This is a genomic window from Klebsiella terrigena (genome assembly GCF_006539725.1).
Classification (GTDB): domain Bacteria; phylum Pseudomonadota; class Gammaproteobacteria; order Enterobacterales; family Enterobacteriaceae; genus Klebsiella; species Klebsiella terrigena.
On record NZ_BJNO01000014.1, the window covers coordinates 38,128 to 57,858 of the forward strand.

Here is a 19,731-nt window from a genome sequence, read left to right on the forward strand (position 1 = left end):
CGGGGCGCTATCCGGCCCGGTAATACGGCTTATCGCCGAGGATCGTCGCCCGGTGCATGATGCGCCGCTGCGGCAGATAGTCGGCGTTGGCGTAATGCTGGGTCACGCGGTTATCCCAAATCGCCACATCGTTCGGCTGCCAGCGCCAGCGCACCTGAAACTCGGGTTTCGTTATATGGCTAAACAGGAAGCCCAGCAGCGCCTCGCTCTCTTTCTCGGTGACGTCAACAATGCGCGTGGTAAAGCCTTCGTTAACGAACAGCGCCTGCCTGCCGGTCACCGGATGCGTGCGCACCACCGGATGCTGCAGCGGCGGGTTCTTCTCTACCGCCTCCAGCCAGCGCCGGTGCTCCTCTTCGCTGTTGCGGTATTTATACTCCTGGAACGATTTACGGAAATCATGCTCCGCCCGCAGGCCGCTCAATAGCTGACGAAAAGGCTCAGAAAGCGCTTCGTACGCCGCCACGCCGCTGGTCCACAGGGTGTCACCGCCGGTGGACGGCAGCTCTTTCGCCGCCAGAATCGCGCCGGCGGGCGGCGTCTCGATGAACGTGACGTCGGTATGCCAGTTGTCGTTATCCGGCGGATTATCGTCATGGGTGTCGAGCACGATAATTTCATCGACGCCCGGCGCGTGGGGATAGACCGGATGAATATGCAGGTCGCCAAAGCGTAGCGCAAAGTCACGCTGCTGCTGCGGGGTAATATTCTGCTCGCGCAGGAACACCACCTGATGGCGCAGCACCGCGTGATACAGCTGCTCAAACTGGTTATCGCTCAGCGGACGCGCGAGGTCCACGCCGGCGACCTGCGCGCCAATATAGGGCCCCAGCGGGGTAATGCTCAGACGTTCACTCATTGTACTTCTCCATGCCAGGGCGTCAGGCGGCGCTGCAGCGCGCGCAGCCCCAGTTCCAACAGAAACGCAATTATCGCAATCACCGCAATCCCGGCCAGCACCACGTCGGTTGCCAGGAATTCGCCGGCGGATTGCACCATAAAACCTAATCCGCGGGTGGCGGCGATCAGCTCCGCGGCCACCAGCGTTGACCAGCCCACGCCAAGACCAATGCGCAGCCCGGTGAGGATCTCCGGCAGCGCGCCGGGTAAAATAACCAGCCACAGCACCTGCGCGCGGCTGGCGCCTAACGACTGGGCGGCGCGGATGCGCACCTGCTGGGCGCTTTTCACCCCCGCCAGCGCCGACATCGCCACCGGGGCGAAAATCGCCAAATAGATCAATAAGATCTTCGACGTTTCGCCGATGCCGAACCAGATAACCATCAGCGGGAGATAGGCCAGCGGCGGCACCGGTCGGTAGAGCTCAATTAACGGATCGAGAATACCGCGCACCGTCGGGCTCAGCCCCATGGCGATCCCCACCGGAACGCCGAGCAGCACCGCCGCCAGCAGCGCGATGACGATCCGCGTCAGGCTCGCCGCCAGATGCTGCCAGAGGGTGGCATCCATAAAGCCCTGCGGGCCGGCAATGGCGATCAGCTTGTGCAGCACCTGGCCCGGCGGCGGCAGAAACAGCGGGCTAACCAGCTGTAGCGCCGCGACGGCCCACCAGATAGCCAGCAGCACCGCCAGCGTCGCCGCGCTCAGCGTCAGCTGGCGGGAAACCGGCCAGCGCCACTTCAGCGGCCGCCGACGCGGTTTATCGTTGATGACCACGCTCATGAGAAGGCCTCCCGTTGTTCAAATACCCGGCTCAACACGTATTCACGCTGCTCGATAAAGCGCGGATCGGATTTAATGCTGCGGCAGGACTCGCCGGCGACGAAGCGGCGGCCAAAGTCGAGCGGCAGGCGCTCCAGCACCCGCCCCGGTCCCGGCGACAGCAGCACCAGCTCGGTGGCCATAAACACGGCCTCTTCAATATCATGGGTAATAAGCAGGACCTGCTTGCCGGTCTCGTGCCACAGGCCGAGCAGCAGGGTTTGCATCTGTTCACGGGTAAAGGCGTCCAGCGCGCCGAACGGTTCATCAAGGAGCAGCAGCTGCGGGTTTGCCGCCAGCGCTCTGGCAATCCCCACCCGCTGACGCTGGCCGCCGGAAAGCTGCCAGATAAAGCGTTTTTCAGCCCCTTCGAGGCCCACCTTCTTCAGCATCTGCGCCGCGGTTTCCCGACGCAGCGCTTTGTCCACGCCCGCCAGCTGCAGCCCCAGCGCCACGTTATCCTGCACGTTACGCCACGGCAGCAGGCCTTCATGCTGAAAGACCACGCCGCGTTCGGCTCCCGGTCCGGTTACGCGCTGCCCTTCAAGGACGATGCTGCCGTGCTGATAAGGCACGAATCCGGCAATCAGGTTCAGCAGCGTGGTTTTACCGCAGCCCGACGGTCCAAGGACCACCAGCAGTTCACCGCTGTCCAGCGTCAGGTTGATATCCGCCAGCGCCGGTTTGCCGCCGTAGTCGGCAAAGAGATGCGAGATTTGCAGCATCGTGACCTCCTTTATTTCACAAAACGGTCGGTGACGTACTGGCTGTAATCGGCGCCGGCATCGGGTACTTTGCCCTGCTCTTTGAGGAACTTAGCCGTATCGATAATCGCTTTGTTCACCGGCCCGTTCAGCTCCTGCGCCTGCTGCGCCGCGGTCAGGTAGGTATTGCCCTTCACCAGCCCGGGGACGTCCGCATCCGGCACGCCGCTGAGGCGCGACAGTTTGCTGATATTTTCCGGCTGCTTCAGCCACGCATCCGGGTTAGCGATGTAGGGCTGCTGGGCGTCGATTGCGCTCTTCGCAAAGGCTTTCACAATCTCAGGGTGCTTCTCGGCAAAGTCTTTACGCACCACCCACACGTCCAGGGTTGGCGCGCCCCACTCGCCGACCTGCGACGAATCGGTCAGCACCTTGCCCTCTTTTTCCAGGGCGTTGACCGCAGGAGCCCAAACGTAGGCGCCGTCGATATCCCCGCGCTGCCAGGCGGCAATAATCGCCGGCGGCTGCAGGTTGATAATCTGTACCTGGCCCGGCTTGATGCCCCAGTGCTTCAGCGCCGACAGCAGGCTGTAGTGGGTGGTGGAGATAAACGGCACCGCGATACGCTTGCCGATCAAATCTTCGGGTTTGGTAATGCTCTTTTTCACCACCAGCGCTTCGGAGTTACCGAGCTTTGAGGCGAGGAGGAAGACTTCAATCGGCACCTGCTGGCTGGCGGCTACCGCCAGCGGGCTGGAGCCGAGGTTGCCAATCTGCACATCGCCGGAGGCCAGCGCGCGCACGATGCTCGCCCCGCTGTCAAACTTGCGCCAGTCAACGGTCGCCCCGCTCTCTTTGGCAAAGGTATTGTCCGCCTGGGCGACTTTCGCCGGCTCGGCGGACGTTTGATACGCCACGGTGACGTTGACCGCCTGGGCCTGAAAAGCGGCGAATGCCAGGGCGGCGAAAAGTGTAATGCGCGATGCGTGTGCCATAGTGTCTGCTCCCCTTCGTTGTTATGGGTGCAGTATTTCCGGCCTGATGCGTTTGATGAAGTAATTAAAAATTCTGGCTAATAGCCAATCGTCATTAGAAAAAAAGCGGCAAAAGATAGTTAAAAACGGGGATTGAGAAGCGGGAGCGCTGGCCCCGGTAAGCATTGCTGGGCGAGGGAAACGCCCGGCCGGCAGCGCGCTGCGCCGTCGCCGGGCTATCGGTCAGCGTTTGGCCGCCAGGGCGGCAATATCTTTCGGCGTGGTGCGACAGCAGCCGCCAATCAGTTTTGCCCCCGCCGCCAGCCACTGCGGCAGATACTCGCTGAGGGCAACGCAGGACTCGCCGTGATGGTGCCAGGTTTTGCTCACCGCGTCGTAGTGTTCCCCGGAGTTGGGATAGACCACCAGCGGCAGCGCGGTCAAACCATGCAGATGCTGTAACGCGGCGGTGGTGTTCTCCAGCGCAATACAGTTAATGCCCAGCGCCACCACCTGCGGAGACTCCGCAAGCGCCGCCACCACTTCGCTCAGCGGCGTGCCGTCGCTGAGATGCCCGGCGTCGCGCAGGGTAAACGAGAACCAGGCGCGAGCGCGCGGGTACTCAGCCAGCAGCAGCGCCAGCGCCTTAATTTCGGCAAATGACGGCAGGGTTTCGCAGGCCAGCAGATCGGCTCCGGCATCGAGAAGCGCTTCCACGCGCGGGCGATGGAAGGCCTGAAACTCTTCCACGCTGCGCTGGTAATCGCCGCGATATTCCGAACCATCGGCAAGATAGGCGCCGTACGGCCCCACCGAACCGGCGACCAGCAGCGTGCCGGCCTGCGGGTTTTCTGCGAGGTAGGCTTCCCGCGCCTTGCGCGCCAGCTCAACGCTTTTTCCGATCAGCGCTTTCGACTGCGCCTCATCCAGCCCACAGGCGGCGAAGCCCGCCGGAGTGGCCTGATAGCTGGCGGTGATTGCGACCTGCGCTCCGGCGCGGAAATAGTCGAGGTGCACGTCGCGAATCAGCTGCGGATTTTCCAGCAGCACCCGCGCTGACCACAGGCTATCGGCCAGATTACAGCCGCGCGCTTCCAGCTCCGTCGCCATCGCACCGTCGAGCAGCACAAAGGGCTCGCGGGAGAGGATAGAGGTTAACGGGTTATTCTGCGACATGCTGTTGCTCCCTGTTGAGTTGTCGTGAGTGGGTCAGATACCAGGCACCATAGCACAGCGCCACGAAGGGGATCCCGCACCACAGCGCAATGCGCTGGCTGGGGTCAAACGCCAGGCCCACGCAGGCCACCAGGCATAAAATGAATCCCAGCACCGGCACCAGCGGATACCAGGGCGCGCGGTAGTGCAGTTCGCTCAGGGCTTTACCCTGCTGGAGATGGCGACGGCGGAACATAAAGTGCGAGGCGCAGATGCTGAGCCACACCGCCACCACCGCAAAGCCGGAAATCGCCGACAGCGCAACAAATACCGTATCTGGCGCAATTACGCTGGAAAACAGCGCCAGCACGCCGCCAAGCATGCTCACCGACAGCGCGGTCAGCGGCACGCCGTTTTTGTTCACTTTGGCAAAGCACGCCGGCAGAGTCCGCTCGTTCGCCAACGACCACAGCATCCGCCCGGAGGCGTAGAGGCCGGAGTTGGCCGCCGACAGGATCGCCGTCAGGATCACGAAGTTAAAGATATCCGCCGCGTAGGGGATGCCCACCTTTTCAAAGACCAGCACAAACGGGCTTTTCTCCACTCCCGCCTGCTGCATCGGGATCAGCGCCGCCAGCACAAACACGGTGCCGATAAAAAAGATAATCAGCCGGGCGATGGTGGTACGAATGGCGATCGGGATGACCTTATGCGGGTTTTGCGTTTCGCCCGCCGCGATGCCGATAAGTTCGGTCCCGGAGAAGGCGAAGTTCACCGCGACCATGGTCATCAGGATCGGCAGGCCGCCGTGGGGGAACCAGCCTTCAGAGGTCAGGTTACGCAGCCCCGGCGCCGGCGAGCCGTCCTGCATCGGGATAATGCCGAATATCGCCGCCCCGCCGAGAATAATAAAGGCGATGATGGTGATGACTTTGACCAGCGAAAACCAGAACTCGCCTTCGGCAAAGAAGCGGGTAGAGATGACGTTGAGAAAGAAAATCACCGCGCAGAACACCACGCACCATACCCACACCGGCACCTGCGGAAACCAGTACTGCATACAGAAACCGGCGGCGGTAAAGCTCGAGCCGAGCGCCACCGTCCACGTCAGCCAGTAGAGCCACGCTACCGTGTACCCCGTTGCCGGGCCGAGATAGCGGGCGGCGTAGACGTGAAACGCCCCGGTCTCCGGCATCGCCACCGACAGCTCGCCGAGGCACTGCATCACCAGCCAGACCACCAGCGCGCCAATCAGATAGGCCAGCAGCGTTCCCGCCGCCCCGGTGGTCGAGATGATATAGCCGGTATTAAAGAACAGGCCGGTGCCAATCACGCCGCCCAGCGAGAGCATGATCAGGTGGCGGGTTTTCATGGTGCGCTTCAGCGGCTCACCCTGCTGTAGTGTACTTTGCATATTACCTTCTATACGTATGGACATCTAAACATCCAAAGAGGTGCAGTTATACCGCGCCGCAGCTGAAATTGCAAAACAAGCGCCGCTTTCCACGCCATTTTACGGGCGTTTGCCCGAAAAATGCGCGCGGGTTCCGGGCATTTAAATGACAAAAAGCAAAACGTGATCGGCATAAACACAAAAATAAAACAATGTTGCTATTTTTACAAAACACAACACCTAAAAAGGATAATCAGATGACAACCCGCCCCTTTCCTCTGTTGGCTGCCGCCGCTATCGTCGGCGTCATCCCCTTTCATACGGTTCTCGCCGCCAGCGCGGTGACGTTTGCGGATAAAGTCTGCGACGTCACCCAATACGGCGCAGAAGGCCACCGCCTGCAGATTGCGCTGAATACCGACGCCATTCAAAAAGCGATCGATGACTGCGCCGCCGCAGGTGGCGGCACGGTGCGGGTCCCGAAGGGAAACTATCTGACCAATCCGCTGTTTTTGAAAAGTAATATTCGGCTCAAGCTGGAGAAAGACGCGACCCTCGTCGCCTCAAGCGAAGTCGCAGCCTGGCGCGGAGATGAAAAAACGCAGTATGCTGCAGCGGAAAACGGCTGGCTGCCGTTTATCAGCATCGCCAATGCGCAAAACGTCGCTATCGTGGGTGAAGGGACCATCGACGGCCAGGGAGCGGTATGGTGGGAGCGCTGGCGAGAAAATATTCGCGCCAGCGGCAAGAAAGGCGGCACCGACCGGCCGCGGCTGATCTACATCACCCGTTCGAGCAACGTGCTGATCGACGGCGTGACCCTCACCCACTCTCCCAGCTTCCACATCGTCACCCGCTACGCGCATGATATCGACATTAACGGCACGCGAATTTTATCCCCGTGGCATGCGCCGAATACCGACGCCATCGATCCTATCGACAGCCAGAACATCCGCATCACCAACAACTATATCGACTGCAATGACGACCATATCGCCATCAAAGCGGAGAGAGCCGATCCGCGCTTCCCTGACGGGGTGGTCGATAATATTTACATCGCCAACAATACGCTCAGGCAGGGGCGCGGTATCTCTATCGGCAGCGAAAGCGCCGGCGGCGTCAACAACGTGCTGGTGGAAAACAACACCTTTGAAGGCTCAATGTACGGCATTCGCATTAAGAGCCCGCGCGGCAAAGGCGGAGAGGTAAAAAATATCGTTTACCGCAACACCACCATGCATAACGTCGAGGTGCCGCTGGTCTTCTCCGCCTACTACAAAGCCGCGCCTATCGTGCAGGCCGAGGTCGACAAGCAGCTGCAGGCCGGAGGATTTACCCTCGGCGAGCAGATCTACCCGCCGGACAGCGACCCGAAACAGCCGTTCGACAAATATAAAACCCCGCACTTCAGCAATATCACCGTGGAAAATTTAACCTCCACCGGCGATAGCAAAGCGGCGGCCTATATTATCGGCACCCCGGAGGCGCCGCTGAGCGGGTTCCACTTTAGCAACGTCAACATCGAGGCGACCCGCGGTCTGCGCATTCGTCACGCCGAGCTGGAGACCCGAGGCCTCAACCTGAAGGTAAAAGAGGGCCCGGTGATTCAACAGGACGCGGGCGCCGTCGTTCGCGACTAGCGCTACATTTGTGGGCAGCTGCACCAGGACGCATATCTTTGCGCGCGCAGGCTGCCCTTTTTTGGATCGTCCCGCGGCTAACCCCCCGCGTTTATCGGGGCTCTGACCTGGCACTCTCTTTGCAACCCTCCACATATCTGAAATACCAGGTTCACCAGGCGTCATTATTGCAGGCAGTTTGGGCATGGACAGCGCGCAAAAACCGGAGCGTACACCTGGTACGTGAGGATTTATTCGCTGCGCTCACCCTGCGGGCCGCCCTAAAGGGCGTTCAAAATACTCGCGTATTTTGTTGAGCACTGCCCAGGCCTCAGCTGGCAAATAAAATAGCGTGGTGAGCCGGGTCACTTTATCTGGCGAGGTCGTAAAAATGACAGAGCAAACCACAACGCTAAAAAGAACGCTCGGCAGTTTCCGCCTGTGGGGGATTGCCGTTGGGCTGGTTATTTCCGGGGAGTATTTCGGCTGGAGCTACGGCTGGTCCCAGGCCGGGACGCTGGGATTTCTCATCGTGGCGCTGGCGGTTGCCGCCATGTACTGCGCCTTTATTTTTAGTTTCACCGAGCTGACGACCGCGATCCCCCACGCCGGCGGCCCGTTCGCCTACGCCTACCGCGCTTTTGGCCCGACCGGCGGCTTTATTGCCGGCTTCGCGACGCTGATTGAGTTCGTCTTCGCCCCGCCGGCGATTGCCATGGCGATTGGTGCCTACCTCAACGTCCAGTTTCCGGCGCTGGACCCAAAATGGGTGGCCTGCGGCGCCTACGTCATCTTTATGACGCTGAACATTCTCGGCGTCGGCATTGCCGCTACCTTTGAGCTGATTGTCACCCTGCTGGCGATTTTCGAACTGCTGGTGTTTATGGGCGTGGTCGCTCCGGGCTTCTCGTGGAGCCACTTCACCGCCAACGGCTGGGCCGGAGCGGAGAGCTTCAGCGGGCTGGCGCTGCCGGGAATGTTCGCGGCCATTCCTTTTGCAATCTGGTTCTTTCTGGCTATTGAAGGCGCATCGATGGCCGCCGAAGAGGCTAAAGATCCGCAGCGCACCATCCCCCGCGCGCTGGGCGGCGGGATCCTGACCCTTACCGTATTGGCGCTCGGCGTCATGGTGTTTGCCGGCGGCGTCGGCGACTGGCGGGCGCTCGCTAACATCAACGATCCGCTGCCGCAGGCGATGAAAATGGTGGTCGGCAGCAGCAGCGGCTGGCTGCATATGCTGGTATGGCTGGGGCTGTTCGGCCTGGTGGCTTCGTTCCACGGCATTATCATGGGCTACTCCCGGCAGATCTACTCGCTGGCGCGGGCCGGCTACCTGCCCGCCAGCCTGGCAACGCTCAACCGCCGCACCCGCACGCCGCATCTGGCGATCCTCGCCGGGGGCGTGGTGGGCATTGCCGCTATTTTCTCCGACTCGCTGATCACCATCAGCGGGATGCCGCTCACCGCCTGCATCGTCACGATGTCGGTATTTGGCGCTATTGTTATGTATATCACCTCGATGGCGGCGCTGTTCAAGCTGCGCCGCAGCGAGCCGAAACTGATTCGCCCGTTCCGCGCGCCGCTCTATCCGTGGGCGCCGGCCTTCGCCCTGGCGATGGCGGTGCTCTGCCTGGTGGCGATGGTCTGGTATAACACGCTGCTGGCGCTGATTTTTGCGGCCATGATGCTCGGCGGCTACCTGTGGTTTCGTAAAACCGCGGCGGCCCGCGAGCGCGCGCCGGTGGATCCGCAGCTGCGTATAGTCTCCTGAGGAGGCGGCATGTATAAAACAACGCTATCAGGCCAGGTCTGGCGCTTTGATAGTCTGAAGACGCTACTGGCGAAGGCCTCTCCGGCACGTTCCGGGGATGCCCTCGCCGGGATTATCGCCGAGAGCGCCGAAGAGCGGATGGCGGCGAAAATGGCGCTGGCGGAGGTGCCGCTAAAGGCGATCCTCGACAGCCCGCTCATCCCCTACGAGCAGGACGAAGTCACCCGGCTGATTATCGACACTCACGATAGCCGCGGCTTCGCGGCGATTAGCCACCTGACGGTGGGCGACTTTCGCGACTGGCTGCTTGACGACGCCACCGATACCGCCACCCTGCAGCAGGTGGCGCGGGCGATAACCCCGGAGATGGCGGCCGCGGTCAGCAAGCTGATGCGTAACCAGGACCTGATCCTCGCCGCCAGCAAATGCCGGGTAACCACCCGCTTTCGCAATACGATTGGCCTGCCGGGGCATCTTAGCGTGCGTCTGCAGCCCAACCACCCGACCGACGATCTGAAGGGCATCGCCGCCAGCATGCTCGACGGCCTGCTGTACGGCGCGGGCGACGCGGTTATCGGCATCAACCCGGCCAGCGACAGCCTGCCGGTGCTGGCGCAGCTCAACCATATGCTCGACGATATCATTCAGCGCTTTGCGATCCCCACCCAGTCCTGCATTCTGACCCACGTCACCAACACCCTGCAGCTGATTGAGCGCGGCGCGCCGGTGGACCTGGTATTTCAGTCGGTGGCGGGCACCGAGGCGGCCAACGGCGGCTTCGGTATTAATCTGGCGCTGCTGCAGGAGGCCAGGGAGGCCGCGCTGAGCCTCAACCGCGGCACCCTCGGCAACAACGTGATGTATTTTGAAACCGGCCAGGGGAGCTGTCTTTCGGCTAACGCCCACCACGGCGTCGATCAGCAAACCTGCGAAGCCCGCGCCTACGCCGTCGCCCGCCATTTCGATCCGCTGCTGGTCAATACCGTGGTGGGATTCATCGGCCCGGAATATCTCTATGACGGGAAGCAGATTATTCGCGCCGGCCTCGAGGATCACTTCTGCGGCAAGATCATGGGGCTGCCGATCGGCTGCGACGTTTGCTACACCAACCACGCCGAGGCGGATCAGGATGACATGGACACCCTGCTGACCCTGCTGTGCACCGCCGGGCTGACCTTTTTAATCGGCGTTCCCGGCGCGGACGATATCATGCTCAACTACCAAAGCACCTCGTTCCACGATGCCCTGTACGCCCGCCGCCTGCTGGGCCTCAAGCACGCGCCAGAGTTCGCCGCCTGGCTGACGAAAATGCAGATAACCCACCCGGACGGCGCGCTGCGCCTGACCGACGCCCGCCATCCTCTGCTTTCCGTGATGGCGTAAGGAGAACCGGTATGAATCGCCCCGACGCCTGGAACCCGCTACGTGAATTCACCGCTGCGCGCATCGCGCTGGGCCGCAGCGGCGCCAGCCTGCCAACCCGCGAGGTGCTGAATTTTGGCCTCGCGCACGCCCGGGCGCGCGACGCCATCCACCAGCCTTTTGACAGCGAAGGGTTGATATCCCCGCTGGCGGAGCTGGGCCTCTCGTCGCTGACGGTGCACAGCGCCGCCGCCGATCGGCATATCTATCTTAACCGCCCCGATCTGGGGCGACGGCTGAACGATGAGAGCCGCGCGGACCTCGCCGCCAGCGGCGCGCGTCCCGCCGACCTGCTGCTGGTTATCGGCGACGGGCTCTCCTCTTACGCGGTGCAGCGCCAGACCCTGCCGCTGATCCGCGCCCTGCTGCCCTATCTGCAGACGCTGGGGCTGAGCCTCGCGCCGGTGGTGCTGGCCCATCAGTCTCGGGTCGCGCTGGGGGATGATATTGGCGAAACGCTGCGGGCCCGCGCGGTGGCGATACTGATTGGCGAACGGCCGGGGCTTTCGTCACCGGACAGCCTCGGGGTTTACCTGACCTGGCAACCGCATCGTCAGCGGCTGGAGTCGGAGCGCAACTGTATTTCGAATATTCGCCCGGAAGGGCTGGGCTATGATGCCGCCGCCTTTAAGCTGGCGTGGCTGCTGGAGCAGGCTTTTCTGCGCCGGCTGACCGGCGTGCGTCTGAAGGATGAAAGCGATAATCCGGCACTGCATGGCAGGGTGAAACCCCTGGTCATCGGGAAAGATTAAAGCTGCTCGGGGCTGCGGCAGATAAGTTCAGTCGCCGCAACCGCAAGCAGCCTTGTGCTACACAAAGCACACCTCGTTCCAGTAGGCTTCACGCGTCCTGCGCCGCTCAGTATGTTTTATCATGGCGAAACCACCGCGTTTCGACATTCCCCATATCAATGCCGTACAGGCTGGCGACCGGTAATATGGCCTCCATCATTCTCTGGGTATCCTGCTGTCCGGCTTCAGCGTGAGATAGCGAAGCCAGCCAGCGCGTCATTCGCTGCCATAATGTGAGTTTCATTTTTTCCTCCGTCGGGAAGCGTTTTGCCTGGGTCTATTTCAACCACAGCCTGCGCCGCTCGGGAAATATCAATTCCGTCTTTTCAATCCCGGAAGATGCATATTACGCGTCTTCTCCAGGGCCGCCGGGCGTGCGCCGCCCTATGCCAATACCCATGATCTTGTTAAGTTCTTTTTTGCTATAGATAAGAACTTTTTCTTCTTTGCCGTCAGCGGCCAATCTATGGGAGCGTAATAACCACAGAACATATACAGGGACTTAGGGGATATAATAATGCGCAAGACAAAAACAAAAATTGCACTGGCGCTGGGCATTTTGGTGCTTGCCGCGCAGACTCAGGCCGACCAGCTGGCGGATATCAAAGCCGCCGGGGTAGTAAAAGTCGCCACCTTCGATGCCAACCCGCCGTTTGGCTCGGTTGACCCGAAAACGCACCAGATCGTCGGCTATGACGTTGATTTCGCCCAGGCGCTGGCTAAATCTCTCGGCGTGAAGCTGGAGCTGGTCGCCACCAACCCGGCCAACCGCATTCCGCTGCTGCAGTCCGGTAAGGCCGATCTGATCGTCGCCGATATCACCATCACCCCGGAACGCGCGCAGGTGATTGATTTCTCAACGCCGTACTTTGTCACCGGCCAGCAGTTCCTCGTGCCGGCTAAGTCGGCGGATAAGCTTGATGACTACAGCAAAGCGCGCATCGGGGCGGTCAAAGGCACCACCGGCGAGCAGGCGCTGCACCAGCGCTTCCCGCAGTCGCGCGTGCTCTCCTATGACGATATTCCGCTGGCGCTGACCGCGCTGCGTAACGGCAACGTGCAGGCGATTACCCAGGACAGCACCATTCTCGCCGGCCTGCTGGCGGAAGCGCCGGATAAAGCCAACTTTAAAATCATCCCCGACCTGCTGAGCAAAGAGGAGATCGGCGTCGGCGTGAAGAAAGGCGAGCCGGCGCTGCTGAAGGCGGTGAACGACGAGCTGGTGAACCTGGAGAAATCTGGCCAGGCGGCAAAAATTTACGACGTCTGGTTCGGCCCGGCGACCAAAACCCCACAGCCGCGCGCGTTTACCATAGAAGCTAAATAATATGTTATCGGGTTTATTTTCACGCTCCGCGGCCTCGGCCGCGGATTTTTCACATCTGCAGAACGCCAGTATCGAACTGCGTAAAGCAGCAAAAAGCTACGGCGATCATCGGGTGCTTAACGGCGTCGATCTGCAGATAAATCCCGGGGAAGTGGTGGCGATCCTGGGGCCTTCCGGATCGGGAAAATCAACGCTGATCCGCCTGATCAACCAGCTCGAAACCCTGAGCGACGGCGAGATCCTGATCGACGGCAGGCCCACGCGTCAGCTCAGCACCGCCGCGTTACGCCAGCTGCGCAGCCGCGTCGGATTCGTGTTTCAGCAGTTTAATCTCTACGCCCACCTGACGGCGCAGGAAAACATCACCCTGGCGCTGGAGCGCGTGCACGGCTGGGCGAAAAATGACGCCCGCCAGCGGGCGCTGGAGCTGCTGCGGCAGGTGGGGCTGGAGGATAAGGCCAGCCAGATGCCGGCCCAGCTCTCCGGCGGCCAGCAGCAGCGCGTGGCCATCGCGCGCGCCCTCGCCTCTTCGCCGCAAATTATTCTGTTCGACGAGCCAACCTCGGCGCTCGACCCGGAGATGATCGGCGAGGTGCTGCAGGTGATGAAAACCCTGGCGCACAGCGGCATCACCATGGTGGTGGTCACCCACGAGATGCAGTTTGCCCGCGAGATTGCCGACCGGGTGGTGTTTATCGACGGCGGCGATATCCTCGAAGTGGCGCCGCCGGCGGAGTTTTTCGCCCGCCCGCAGCACGCCCGCAGCCGCCGCTTTCTGCAAAAGGTGCTTAATCCGCTGCACCAGGAGGGCCTCGAGTGACGCCGATTCTCGACTGGCACGGCGTACTCAGCGGCCAGCCGCTGCAGTGGATCGTCTCCGGGTTTCTCACCACCGTATGGGTCAGCGTTGCCGGGATGGCGCTGGCGACCGTACTGGCTATCCTGCTGCTGGCGCTGCGCCTCGGCGGCGGCAGGCCGGGGCGCTGGCTGGTGGCCTGCTGGGTTTCACTGTTCCGCAACACCCCGCTGCTGGTGCAGCTGCTGTTCTGGTACTTTGCCGCCTGGAACCTGCTGCCCCTCGGTGCCCGCGATTTTATCAACGCCGACCACGCCTGGTCGATTCTGCCGGGTAACGTCTGGTGGCTGACGCCGGAGTTTATCTGCTCGATGTGGGGACTCGGGGTCTTTACCTCGGCGTTCCTGATCGAAGAGATCGCCTCCGGGCTGCGCGCCGTCGGCAGCGGCCAGCGGGAAGCGGCGGTCTCGCAGGGGTTTACCCCATGGGGAGAGCTGCGCCATATTCTGCTGCCGCAGGGGCTGGCTAACGCCTGGCAGCCGATTGTCGGCCAGTATCTGAACCTGATGAAGCTCTCGTCGCTGGCAAGCGGCATTGGCTTTGCCGAACTGACCTATCAGGTGCGGCAAATTGAAAGCTATAACGCCCACGCGCTGGAAGCCTTTGCCGTCGGCACCGCGCTGTATCTGGCGCTCGGCGTGGCGATGGGGCTGCTGCTAACGCGCCTCGGCCCGGGTAATAGTCCGCACAGGAGAGCCCAGCATGAACGCTAATCTGGCGGTTATCGCCGACAATCTCGATTACCTGCTGTGGGGACGCCTGGCGGAAGGCATTCCCGGCGGCGTGGCCCTGACGCTGATGATGGCCGTTGGCGCAGCGGCGCTGGCGCTGCCCGGCGGGATTTTACTGGCCGGCGCCGCCTGGCGCTATGGCGGAACCGTCCGTCGGCTGCTGTTTTTGTGGGCCGAAATCATTCGCGGCATTCCGCTGATTTTCGTCATTTTTTGGCTCTGGTATCTGCTGCCGATGCTCACCGGCAGCGATCTGCCTGGCGCCGTGACGGTGACCCTGGCGCTGGCGTGGTTTACCGCCGCTTCGGTGATGCACTCGGTGCTGGCCGGCCTGCAGTCGCTTCCCGCCGGACAGTATGAGGCGGCGCGGACGCAGGGCTTTTCCGCCGGACAGGCGCTGCGCCTGATCCTGCTGCCGCAGGCGCTGCGCAACGTACAGCCTTCGCTGGTGGGGATTTTTATCGGCCTGCTGAAGGATACGTCGCTGGCGTTTATCGTCAACGTCCCGGAGCTCACCACCGTCGCCGGCCAGGTGAACAACCGCGTCCAGATCTATCCCCTGGCCATTTTTGTCTTTACCGGAGCGGTCTACTATCTGCTGTGCTGCGGCCTGAGCCTGCTGGCAAGCCGCCGTTTTCGCTGGCACAAGCGGCTGAAGCCGGCATAAAAATCGCCGCCGTACCCGGCGCGCTACCTCCCTGCCCTTCGTCATCGGAGGGCACTATTTTCGCCCTTTCCGCGGCGACAAATCGCGACCGTTCACTATTTGTTCGCCTTACCGTCATATAACGATCATATAAAACGCCATTAATAGTGCCCAGTTTAACGACGAACCTGGACGCTGTTATGAATAGTTCTCTCGCTGCACTAACCGATACCGATTACCCACAATTTAGTCAGCCGGATACCGATCGGCAGCGGAAAGTCTTAAGCGTGCGCGGCCTGAGCAAGTCCTACAGCGCGCAGCAAACCGTGCTGGACGACATCAGCTTCGATCTCCACGCCGGCGAGCTGGTGGGCGTTATCGGCCGCTCCGGCGCGGGCAAATCAACCCTGCTCCACGTGCTTAACGGCACCCACAGCGCCACCAGCGGCGAGATCCTCAGCTATCCGGAAGTCGGCACGCCGCACGATGTCGCCAAACTCAAGGGCCGGGCGCTGAACGCCTGGCGCAGCGAATGCGGGATGATTTTCCAGGATTTCTGCCTGGTGCCGCGCCTTGATGTACTGACAAACGTCCTGCTCGGGCGCCTGAGCCAAACCTCAACGCTGAAGTCGCTGTTCAAAGTCTTCCCCGATGCCGACCGGGCGCGGGCGATCTCCCTGCTCGAATGGATGAACATGCTGCCGCATGCGCTGCAGCGGGCGGAAAACCTCTCCGGCGGGCAGATGCAGCGCGTGGCTATCTGCCGGGCGCTGATGCAGAACCCCGGTATTTTGCTGGCCGATGAGCCGGTCGCCTCTCTCGATCCGAAAAATACCCAGCGCATCATGAACGTGCTGCGCGAAATTAGCGAACAGGGCATCAGCGTGATGGTCAACCTGCACTCGGTCGAGCTGGTGAAAGAGTACTGCACGCGGGTTATCGGCGTGGCGCGGGGCAACATTATTTTTGACAACCATCCCTCTCAGCTGAATCAGGATATTCTGCATCGGCTGTACGGTGATGAAATTAGCCAATTGCATTAATTTCCACTCACACGGGCAAAATAATGAAACAATATATCACTGGCGCAGTTCGTTTATCCGCAGCGGTAGCGGGCATTATGATGGCATGGCAGGCGAGCGCTGCCGCGCAGCCGAAAGAGTTAAACCTGGGGATCCTCGGCGGCCAGAACGCCACCCAGCAAATTGGTGATAACCAGTGTGTGAAAGACTTCCTCGATAAAGAGCTGAACGTCGATACCAAATTACGCAACTCTTCCGACTACTCCGGCGTTATTCAGGGCCTGCTGGGCGGCAAGGTTGACGTGGTATTAAGCATGTCGCCCTCCTCGTACGCCTCGGTTTATATTAATAACCCGAAAGCGGTCGATATTGTCGGCATCGCCGTGGATGATAAAGACAAGTCGCGCGGCTACCATTCGGTGGTTATCGTTAAAGCCGACAGCCCGTATAAATCGTTAGACGATCTGAAAGGCAAAGCCTTTGGCTTCGCCGACCCGGATTCAACCTCCGGCTTCCTGATCCCGAACCACGCCTTTAAGCAGAAATTTGGCGGCAGCGCGGATGACAAATACAAAAACTTCTTCTCCAGCGTAACCTTCTCCGGCGGCCACGAGCAGGACATTCTCGGCGTGCTGAACGGCCAGTTTGCCGGCGCGGTGACCTGGACCTCTATGGTGGGTGACTACAACAGCGGCTACAGCGTGGGCGCGTTCAACCGCCTGATTCGCATGGATCATCCGGATCTGATGAAGCAGATCCGCATCATCTGGCAATCGCCGCTGATCCCCAACGGCCCGATCCTGGTGAGCAACGCGCTGCCGGCTGATTTTAAAGCCAAAGTTATCACCGCGATCAAGAAGCTGGATACCGATAACCACGCCTGCTTTATCAAAGCGATGGGCGGCACCCAGCATATCGGCCCGGGCAGCGTTGCCGATTTCCAGCAGATCATCGATATGAAGCGCGAGCTGGTGAGCGCCCGTTAATCCCGCCTCCACGCCGTCTCCCGCCGTAGCAGGCGCGAGGCGGCGGTATGCTGAAGACCTCTTGACGTATGAATATTTCGAATACCGAATTTGAACGCTATTACCAGCAGGTGCGCGCGCGGCAAAAGCGCGACACCTTTAGCTGGTCGCTGCTGCTGCTGGTGCTTTACTTCGCCGCGGGCAGCGCGGCTGAATTTAATCTCTTCACCATCTGGCACTCCCTGCCAAACTTTTTCGATTACATGTTTGAGACGCTGCCGACGCTGCATCTCAGCGATCTGTTCGCCGATTCGCATACCAAAGGGTCATTCGCTTACTGGGGCTACCGCCTGTCGATCCAGCTGCCGCTGATTTGGGAAACCCTGCAGCTGGCGCTGGCTTCCACCCTGGTCGCCGTGGTCATTGCCACCCTGCTGGGCTTTCTCGCCGCCAATAACGCCTGGTCGCCGCCGCCGCTGCGCTTCGCCATTCGCGTTTTGGTCGCCTTTTTACGCACCATGCCGGAGCTGGCGTGGGCGGTCATTTTCGTGATGGCCTTCGGCATTGGCGCAATCCCCGGCTTCCTCGCGCTGATGCTGCATACCATCGGCAGCCTGACCAAGCTGTTTTATGAAGCGGTGGAAAGCGCCCAGGACAAGCCGGTTCGCGGGCTGATGGCCTGCGGCGCCTCGCCGCTGCAGCGAGTTCGCTTCGCCCTGTGGCCGCAGGTCAAACCGATTTTTCTCTCCTACGGCTTTATGCGCCTGGAGATCAACTTCCGCTCCTCAACCATTCTTGGACTGGTGGGCGCAGGCGGGATCGGCCAGGAGCTGATGACCAACATTAAGCTCGATCGTTACGATCAGGTCAGCATCACGCTGCTGCTGATCATCATCGTAGTATCGCTGCTGGATATGCTGTCCGGCCGCCTGCGGCAGTGGGTTCTTGAGGGTAAAAAATGAGTCAGTGGCAAAACCAACCGGATATCGCCGCCAGCCGTCGCCAGCATAAGGCGCTGTATCAGGCCCAGGGGCGCTATTTGCGCTACGTCGGCCTGCTGGCGCTGCTGAGCGTGCTCTATTACGTCTGGTTCTTTATGCAGTTTGGCATCAGCGGGGAGCAGCTCACCACCGGGCTGCAGCAAATCAGCCGCTACCTGCTGCGCATGTTCGTGTGGCACGACTTTTTTAACTGGCCGTTCCGCTACTATTTCACGCAGATCGGGATTACCCTGGCGATCGTCTTCGTCGGGACGCTCACCGCCACGGTTATCGCCCTGCTGCTCTCCTTCCTCGCGGCGCGCAATATTATGCGCGGCTTGATTCCGGGGATTATCGCCCTGCTGATGCGTCGGCTGTTTGACGTCCTGCGCGGGATCGATATGGCTATCTGGGGGCTGATTTTTGTGCGCGCCGTCGGCCTCGGGCCGCTGGCCGGGGTGCTGGCGATTATTATGCAGGATACCGGCCTGCTCGGCCGCCTGTATGCCGAAGGCCACGAGGCGGTAGACCGCTCACCGGGTCGCGGGCTGACCGCCGTCGGTGCCAACGGCCTGCAGAAACACCGCTTCGGCATTTTCACCCAATCCTTCCCGACGTTTCTGGCCCTGAGCCTTTATCAAATCGAGTCCAACACCCGCTCGGCGGCGGTGCTGGGCTTCGTCGGCGCCGGCGGGATCGGCCTGATTTACGCCGAGAATATGCGCCTGTGGAACTGGGACGTGGTGATGTTTATCACCCTCCTGCTGGTGGCGGTGGTGATGGCGATGGATACGCTCTCCGCCTGGCTCCGTCGGCGCTACATCGGCGGCAGCGTGGTGCCGCTGTTTAAATCCTGATAGCGCCCGCCTCCCCGAGGCGGTGCGCTGCACCCGCCCGGGGAGATTAAAGCTGCCAGCTGAGCACCGGCCAGCGATGCTCCTCATTCGCCGCTGCCAGCTGCGGGCAAGGGTTGACCAGCCGCACGCGATCGGCGTGCAGGCACAGCGGCAGATCGTTGATTGAATCGGTATAAAACGTCACCTCGCCGACGAGCTGCGGATAGGCCTGCCGCCACTGCGCCAGCCGAACCACCTTCCCATGCTGATAGCTCGGCGTGCCGGCAATCACGCCGGTATAGCCGCCATCGGCCATCTCCACGTCAATGCCTAACGCCTGGTCGATGCCCAGCTCATCGGACACCGCCTGCACCAGCAGGCTGACCGAGGCCGAGATCACCAGCATCTGTTCGCCGCGCGCCCGCAGCGTGCGGATAACCTCCCACGCCTGCGGGTAGACGCGGGGCAGGATCTCCTCGCGCACGCAGCGGGCGACCAGGCCGTCAACTTCCGCCTGCGGGACGCCGATCAGCGGGGCCTGGATTAGCGCCACGTAGTCGGCGATATTCATCTCGCCGCGATCGTAATCCGCCATCAGCATCGCTTCTCGCGCCAGATAGTCCGGGTCGCTAATCCATCCTTCCCTCATCAGGAAACGGCTCCATACCGTACTGCTGTCACCCTTAATCAAGGTGTTATCCAGATCGAAAATCGTGAGAGCGTTGGACATCGTTAATTTTCCCTAATCAGTAAACAGGCCCGCCAGAGCATGCTTTCGAAAGATGACAGCAGAATGATCCGCCCAGCCTCTCCGCCG

General features: G+C 61.1%; 20 protein-coding genes. 12 read left to right on the forward strand and 8 right to left on the reverse strand.

Annotation, left to right across the window (positions count from 1 at the left end; translation table 11 throughout):
* Window positions 1-7 precede the first annotated feature (7 nt).
* The 6 genes from tauD to mmuP all read right to left on the reverse strand — a co-directional run bounded on the left by tauD (window position 8) and on the right by mmuP (window position 5,969).
* Window positions 8-859 (reverse strand): taurine dioxygenase, encoded by an 852-nt coding sequence (gene tauD, locus RTE01_RS15875; protein ID WP_041144241.1) that lies wholly within the window; start codon window positions 857-859, stop codon window positions 8-10.
* The gene (gene tauC / locus RTE01_RS15880; protein WP_041144240.1) at window positions 856-1,683 is read right to left on the reverse strand and encodes a taurine ABC transporter permease TauC; all 828 of its coding nucleotides are present in this window, start codon (window positions 1,681-1,683) and stop codon (window positions 856-858) included. Before tauC ends, tauD begins: the two co-directional genes overlap by 4 nt.
* The gene (tauB, locus tag RTE01_RS15885; RefSeq protein WP_041144239.1) at window positions 1,680-2,447 is read right to left on the reverse strand and encodes a taurine ABC transporter ATP-binding subunit; all 768 of its coding nucleotides are present in this window, start codon (window positions 2,445-2,447) and stop codon (window positions 1,680-1,682) included. Before tauB ends, tauC begins: the two co-directional genes overlap by 4 nt.
* 11 nt (window positions 2,448-2,458) lie before the next feature.
* On the reverse strand, window positions 2,459-3,421 hold the full coding sequence (gene tauA / locus RTE01_RS15890; protein WP_041144238.1) for a taurine ABC transporter substrate-binding protein: 963 nt from the start codon (window positions 3,419-3,421) through the stop codon (window positions 2,459-2,461).
* A gap of 222 nt (window positions 3,422-3,643) precedes the next feature.
* Complete coding sequence (gene mmuM, locus RTE01_RS15895) at window positions 3,644-4,576, reverse strand: homocysteine S-methyltransferase (RefSeq protein ID WP_134525311.1); 933 nt, start codon at window positions 4,574-4,576, stop codon at window positions 3,644-3,646.
* Window positions 4,563-5,969, reverse strand: a complete 1,407-nt coding sequence (mmuP, locus tag RTE01_RS15900; RefSeq protein ID WP_134525310.1) for an S-methylmethionine permease — start codon at window positions 5,967-5,969, stop codon at window positions 4,563-4,565. The genes mmuM and mmuP overlap by 14 nt, the downstream gene beginning before the upstream one ends.
* A gap of 236 nt (window positions 5,970-6,205) precedes the next feature.
* Between mmuP and RTE01_RS15905 the strand changes: the two genes are divergently transcribed.
* From RTE01_RS15905 to eutC, 4 genes are all read left to right on the forward strand, one after another.
* Entirely contained in the window at window positions 6,206-7,588 is a 1,383-nt protein-coding gene (locus tag RTE01_RS15905; protein WP_134525309.1) for a glycoside hydrolase family 28 protein, read from the forward strand.
* 370 nt (window positions 7,589-7,958) lie between these two features.
* Entirely contained in the window at window positions 7,959-9,338 is a 1,380-nt protein-coding gene (eat, locus tag RTE01_RS15910) for an ethanolamine permease (RefSeq protein ID WP_041144234.1), read from the forward strand.
* A gap of 9 nt (window positions 9,339-9,347) precedes the next feature.
* Complete coding sequence (locus RTE01_RS15915) at window positions 9,348-10,721, forward strand: ethanolamine ammonia-lyase subunit EutB (RefSeq protein WP_115193479.1); 1,374 nt, start codon at window positions 9,348-9,350, stop codon at window positions 10,719-10,721.
* An 11-nt stretch (window positions 10,722-10,732) separates the two neighbouring features.
* Window positions 10,733-11,512 carry an ethanolamine ammonia-lyase subunit EutC gene (gene eutC / locus RTE01_RS15920; RefSeq protein ID WP_134525308.1) on the forward strand — a complete coding sequence of 260 codons (780 nt, stop codon included), beginning with the start codon at window positions 10,733-10,735 and terminating at the stop codon, window positions 11,510-11,512.
* Window positions 11,513-11,618: 106 nt separating this feature from the next.
* On the opposite strand, the gene RTE01_RS15925 is transcribed toward eutC, so the two are convergent.
* Window positions 11,619-11,795 (reverse strand): hypothetical protein, encoded by a 177-nt coding sequence (locus RTE01_RS15925; protein WP_041144231.1) that lies wholly within the window; start codon window positions 11,793-11,795, stop codon window positions 11,619-11,621.
* 273 nt (window positions 11,796-12,068) lie between these two features.
* On the opposite strand from RTE01_RS15925, the gene RTE01_RS15930 reads away from it, so the two are divergent.
* The 8 genes from RTE01_RS15930 (at window position 12,069) to phnE (RTE01_RS15965) (ending at window position 18,935) form a co-directional block, all read left to right on the forward strand.
* On the forward strand, window positions 12,069-12,878 hold the full coding sequence (locus RTE01_RS15930; protein ID WP_166793710.1) for an ABC transporter substrate-binding protein: 810 nt from the start codon (window positions 12,069-12,071) through the stop codon (window positions 12,876-12,878).
* 1 nt (window position 12,879) lies between these two features.
* Window positions 12,880-13,698 carry an amino acid ABC transporter ATP-binding protein gene (locus RTE01_RS15935; RefSeq protein WP_076944615.1) on the forward strand — a complete coding sequence of 273 codons (819 nt, stop codon included), beginning with the start codon at window positions 12,880-12,882 and terminating at the stop codon, window positions 13,696-13,698.
* On the forward strand, window positions 13,695-14,447 hold the full coding sequence (locus RTE01_RS15940; protein WP_041144228.1) for an amino acid ABC transporter permease: 753 nt from the start codon (window positions 13,695-13,697) through the stop codon (window positions 14,445-14,447). The genes RTE01_RS15935 and RTE01_RS15940 overlap by 4 nt, the downstream gene beginning before the upstream one ends.
* A complete protein-coding gene (locus tag RTE01_RS15945; RefSeq protein WP_041144227.1) occupies window positions 14,437-15,132 on the forward strand; it encodes an amino acid ABC transporter permease in 696 nt (231 codons plus the stop codon). Before RTE01_RS15940 ends, RTE01_RS15945 begins: the two co-directional genes overlap by 11 nt.
* A 179-nt stretch (window positions 15,133-15,311) precedes the next feature.
* Complete coding sequence (gene phnC / locus RTE01_RS15950) at window positions 15,312-16,154, forward strand: phosphonate ABC transporter ATP-binding protein (RefSeq protein WP_041144226.1); 843 nt, start codon at window positions 15,312-15,314, stop codon at window positions 16,152-16,154.
* 23 nt (window positions 16,155-16,177) lie between these two features.
* Window positions 16,178-17,119: a phosphonate ABC transporter substrate-binding protein gene (gene phnD, locus RTE01_RS15955; RefSeq protein WP_041144225.1), complete on the forward strand. Its 942-nt coding sequence runs from the start codon at window positions 16,178-16,180 to the stop codon at window positions 17,117-17,119.
* A gap of 68 nt (window positions 17,120-17,187) precedes the next feature.
* Window positions 17,188-18,060: a phosphonate ABC transporter, permease protein PhnE gene (gene phnE, locus RTE01_RS15960; RefSeq protein WP_134525306.1), complete on the forward strand. Its 873-nt coding sequence runs from the start codon at window positions 17,188-17,190 to the stop codon at window positions 18,058-18,060.
* Entirely contained in the window at window positions 18,057-18,935 is an 879-nt protein-coding gene (phnE, locus tag RTE01_RS15965) for a phosphonate ABC transporter, permease protein PhnE (protein ID WP_041144223.1), read from the forward strand. The genes phnE (RTE01_RS15960) and phnE (RTE01_RS15965) overlap by 4 nt, the downstream gene beginning before the upstream one ends.
* A 46-nt stretch (window positions 18,936-18,981) precedes the next feature.
* Here phnE (RTE01_RS15965) and RTE01_RS15970 read toward each other — a convergent pair whose 3' ends face one another.
* Window positions 18,982-19,644 (reverse strand): HAD family hydrolase, encoded by a 663-nt coding sequence (locus RTE01_RS15970; RefSeq protein WP_134525305.1) that lies wholly within the window; start codon window positions 19,642-19,644, stop codon window positions 18,982-18,984.
* Window positions 19,645-19,731: the final 87 nt, after the last annotated feature.

What these genes read in the sequence shown, in the direction of transcription:
- tauD (WP_041144241.1), bottom strand. Translation starts at nt 859, where the DNA reads ATGAGTGAACGTCTGAGCATTACCCCGCTGGGGCCCTATATTGGCGCG.
- tauC (WP_041144240.1), bottom strand. Translation starts at nt 1,683, where the DNA reads ATGAGCGTGGTCATCAACGATAAACCGCGTCGGCGGCCGCTGAAGTGG.
- tauB (WP_041144239.1), bottom strand. Translation starts at nt 2,447, where the DNA reads ATGCTGCAAATCTCGCATCTCTTTGCCGACTACGGCGGCAAACCGGCG.
- tauA (WP_041144238.1), bottom strand. Translation starts at nt 3,421, where the DNA reads ATGGCACACGCATCGCGCATTACACTTTTCGCCGCCCTGGCATTCGCC.
- mmuM (WP_134525311.1), bottom strand. Translation starts at nt 4,576, where the DNA reads ATGTCGCAGAATAACCCGTTAACCTCTATCCTCTCCCGCGAGCCCTTT.
- mmuP (WP_134525310.1), bottom strand. Translation starts at nt 5,969, where the DNA reads ATGCAAAGTACACTACAGCAGGGTGAGCCGCTGAAGCGCACCATGAAA.
- RTE01_RS15905 (WP_134525309.1), top strand. Translation starts at nt 6,206, where the DNA reads ATGACAACCCGCCCCTTTCCTCTGTTGGCTGCCGCCGCTATCGTCGGC.
- eat (WP_041144234.1), top strand. Translation starts at nt 7,959, where the DNA reads ATGACAGAGCAAACCACAACGCTAAAAAGAACGCTCGGCAGTTTCCGC.
- RTE01_RS15915 (WP_115193479.1), top strand. Translation starts at nt 9,348, where the DNA reads ATGTATAAAACAACGCTATCAGGCCAGGTCTGGCGCTTTGATAGTCTG.
- eutC (WP_134525308.1), top strand. Translation starts at nt 10,733, where the DNA reads ATGAATCGCCCCGACGCCTGGAACCCGCTACGTGAATTCACCGCTGCG.
- RTE01_RS15925 (WP_041144231.1), bottom strand. Translation starts at nt 11,795, where the DNA reads ATGAAACTCACATTATGGCAGCGAATGACGCGCTGGCTGGCTTCGCTA.
- RTE01_RS15930 (WP_166793710.1), top strand. Translation starts at nt 12,069, where the DNA reads ATGCGCAAGACAAAAACAAAAATTGCACTGGCGCTGGGCATTTTGGTG.
- RTE01_RS15935 (WP_076944615.1), top strand. Translation starts at nt 12,880, where the DNA reads ATGTTATCGGGTTTATTTTCACGCTCCGCGGCCTCGGCCGCGGATTTT.
- RTE01_RS15945 (WP_041144227.1), top strand. Translation starts at nt 14,437, where the DNA reads ATGAACGCTAATCTGGCGGTTATCGCCGACAATCTCGATTACCTGCTG.
- phnC (WP_041144226.1), top strand. Translation starts at nt 15,312, where the DNA reads ATGAATAGTTCTCTCGCTGCACTAACCGATACCGATTACCCACAATTT.
- phnD (WP_041144225.1), top strand. Translation starts at nt 16,178, where the DNA reads ATGAAACAATATATCACTGGCGCAGTTCGTTTATCCGCAGCGGTAGCG.
- phnE (WP_134525306.1), top strand. Translation starts at nt 17,188, where the DNA reads ATGAATATTTCGAATACCGAATTTGAACGCTATTACCAGCAGGTGCGC.
- phnE (WP_041144223.1), top strand. Translation starts at nt 18,057, where the DNA reads ATGAGTCAGTGGCAAAACCAACCGGATATCGCCGCCAGCCGTCGCCAG.
- RTE01_RS15970 (WP_134525305.1), bottom strand. Translation starts at nt 19,644, where the DNA reads ATGTCCAACGCTCTCACGATTTTCGATCTGGATAACACCTTGATTAAG.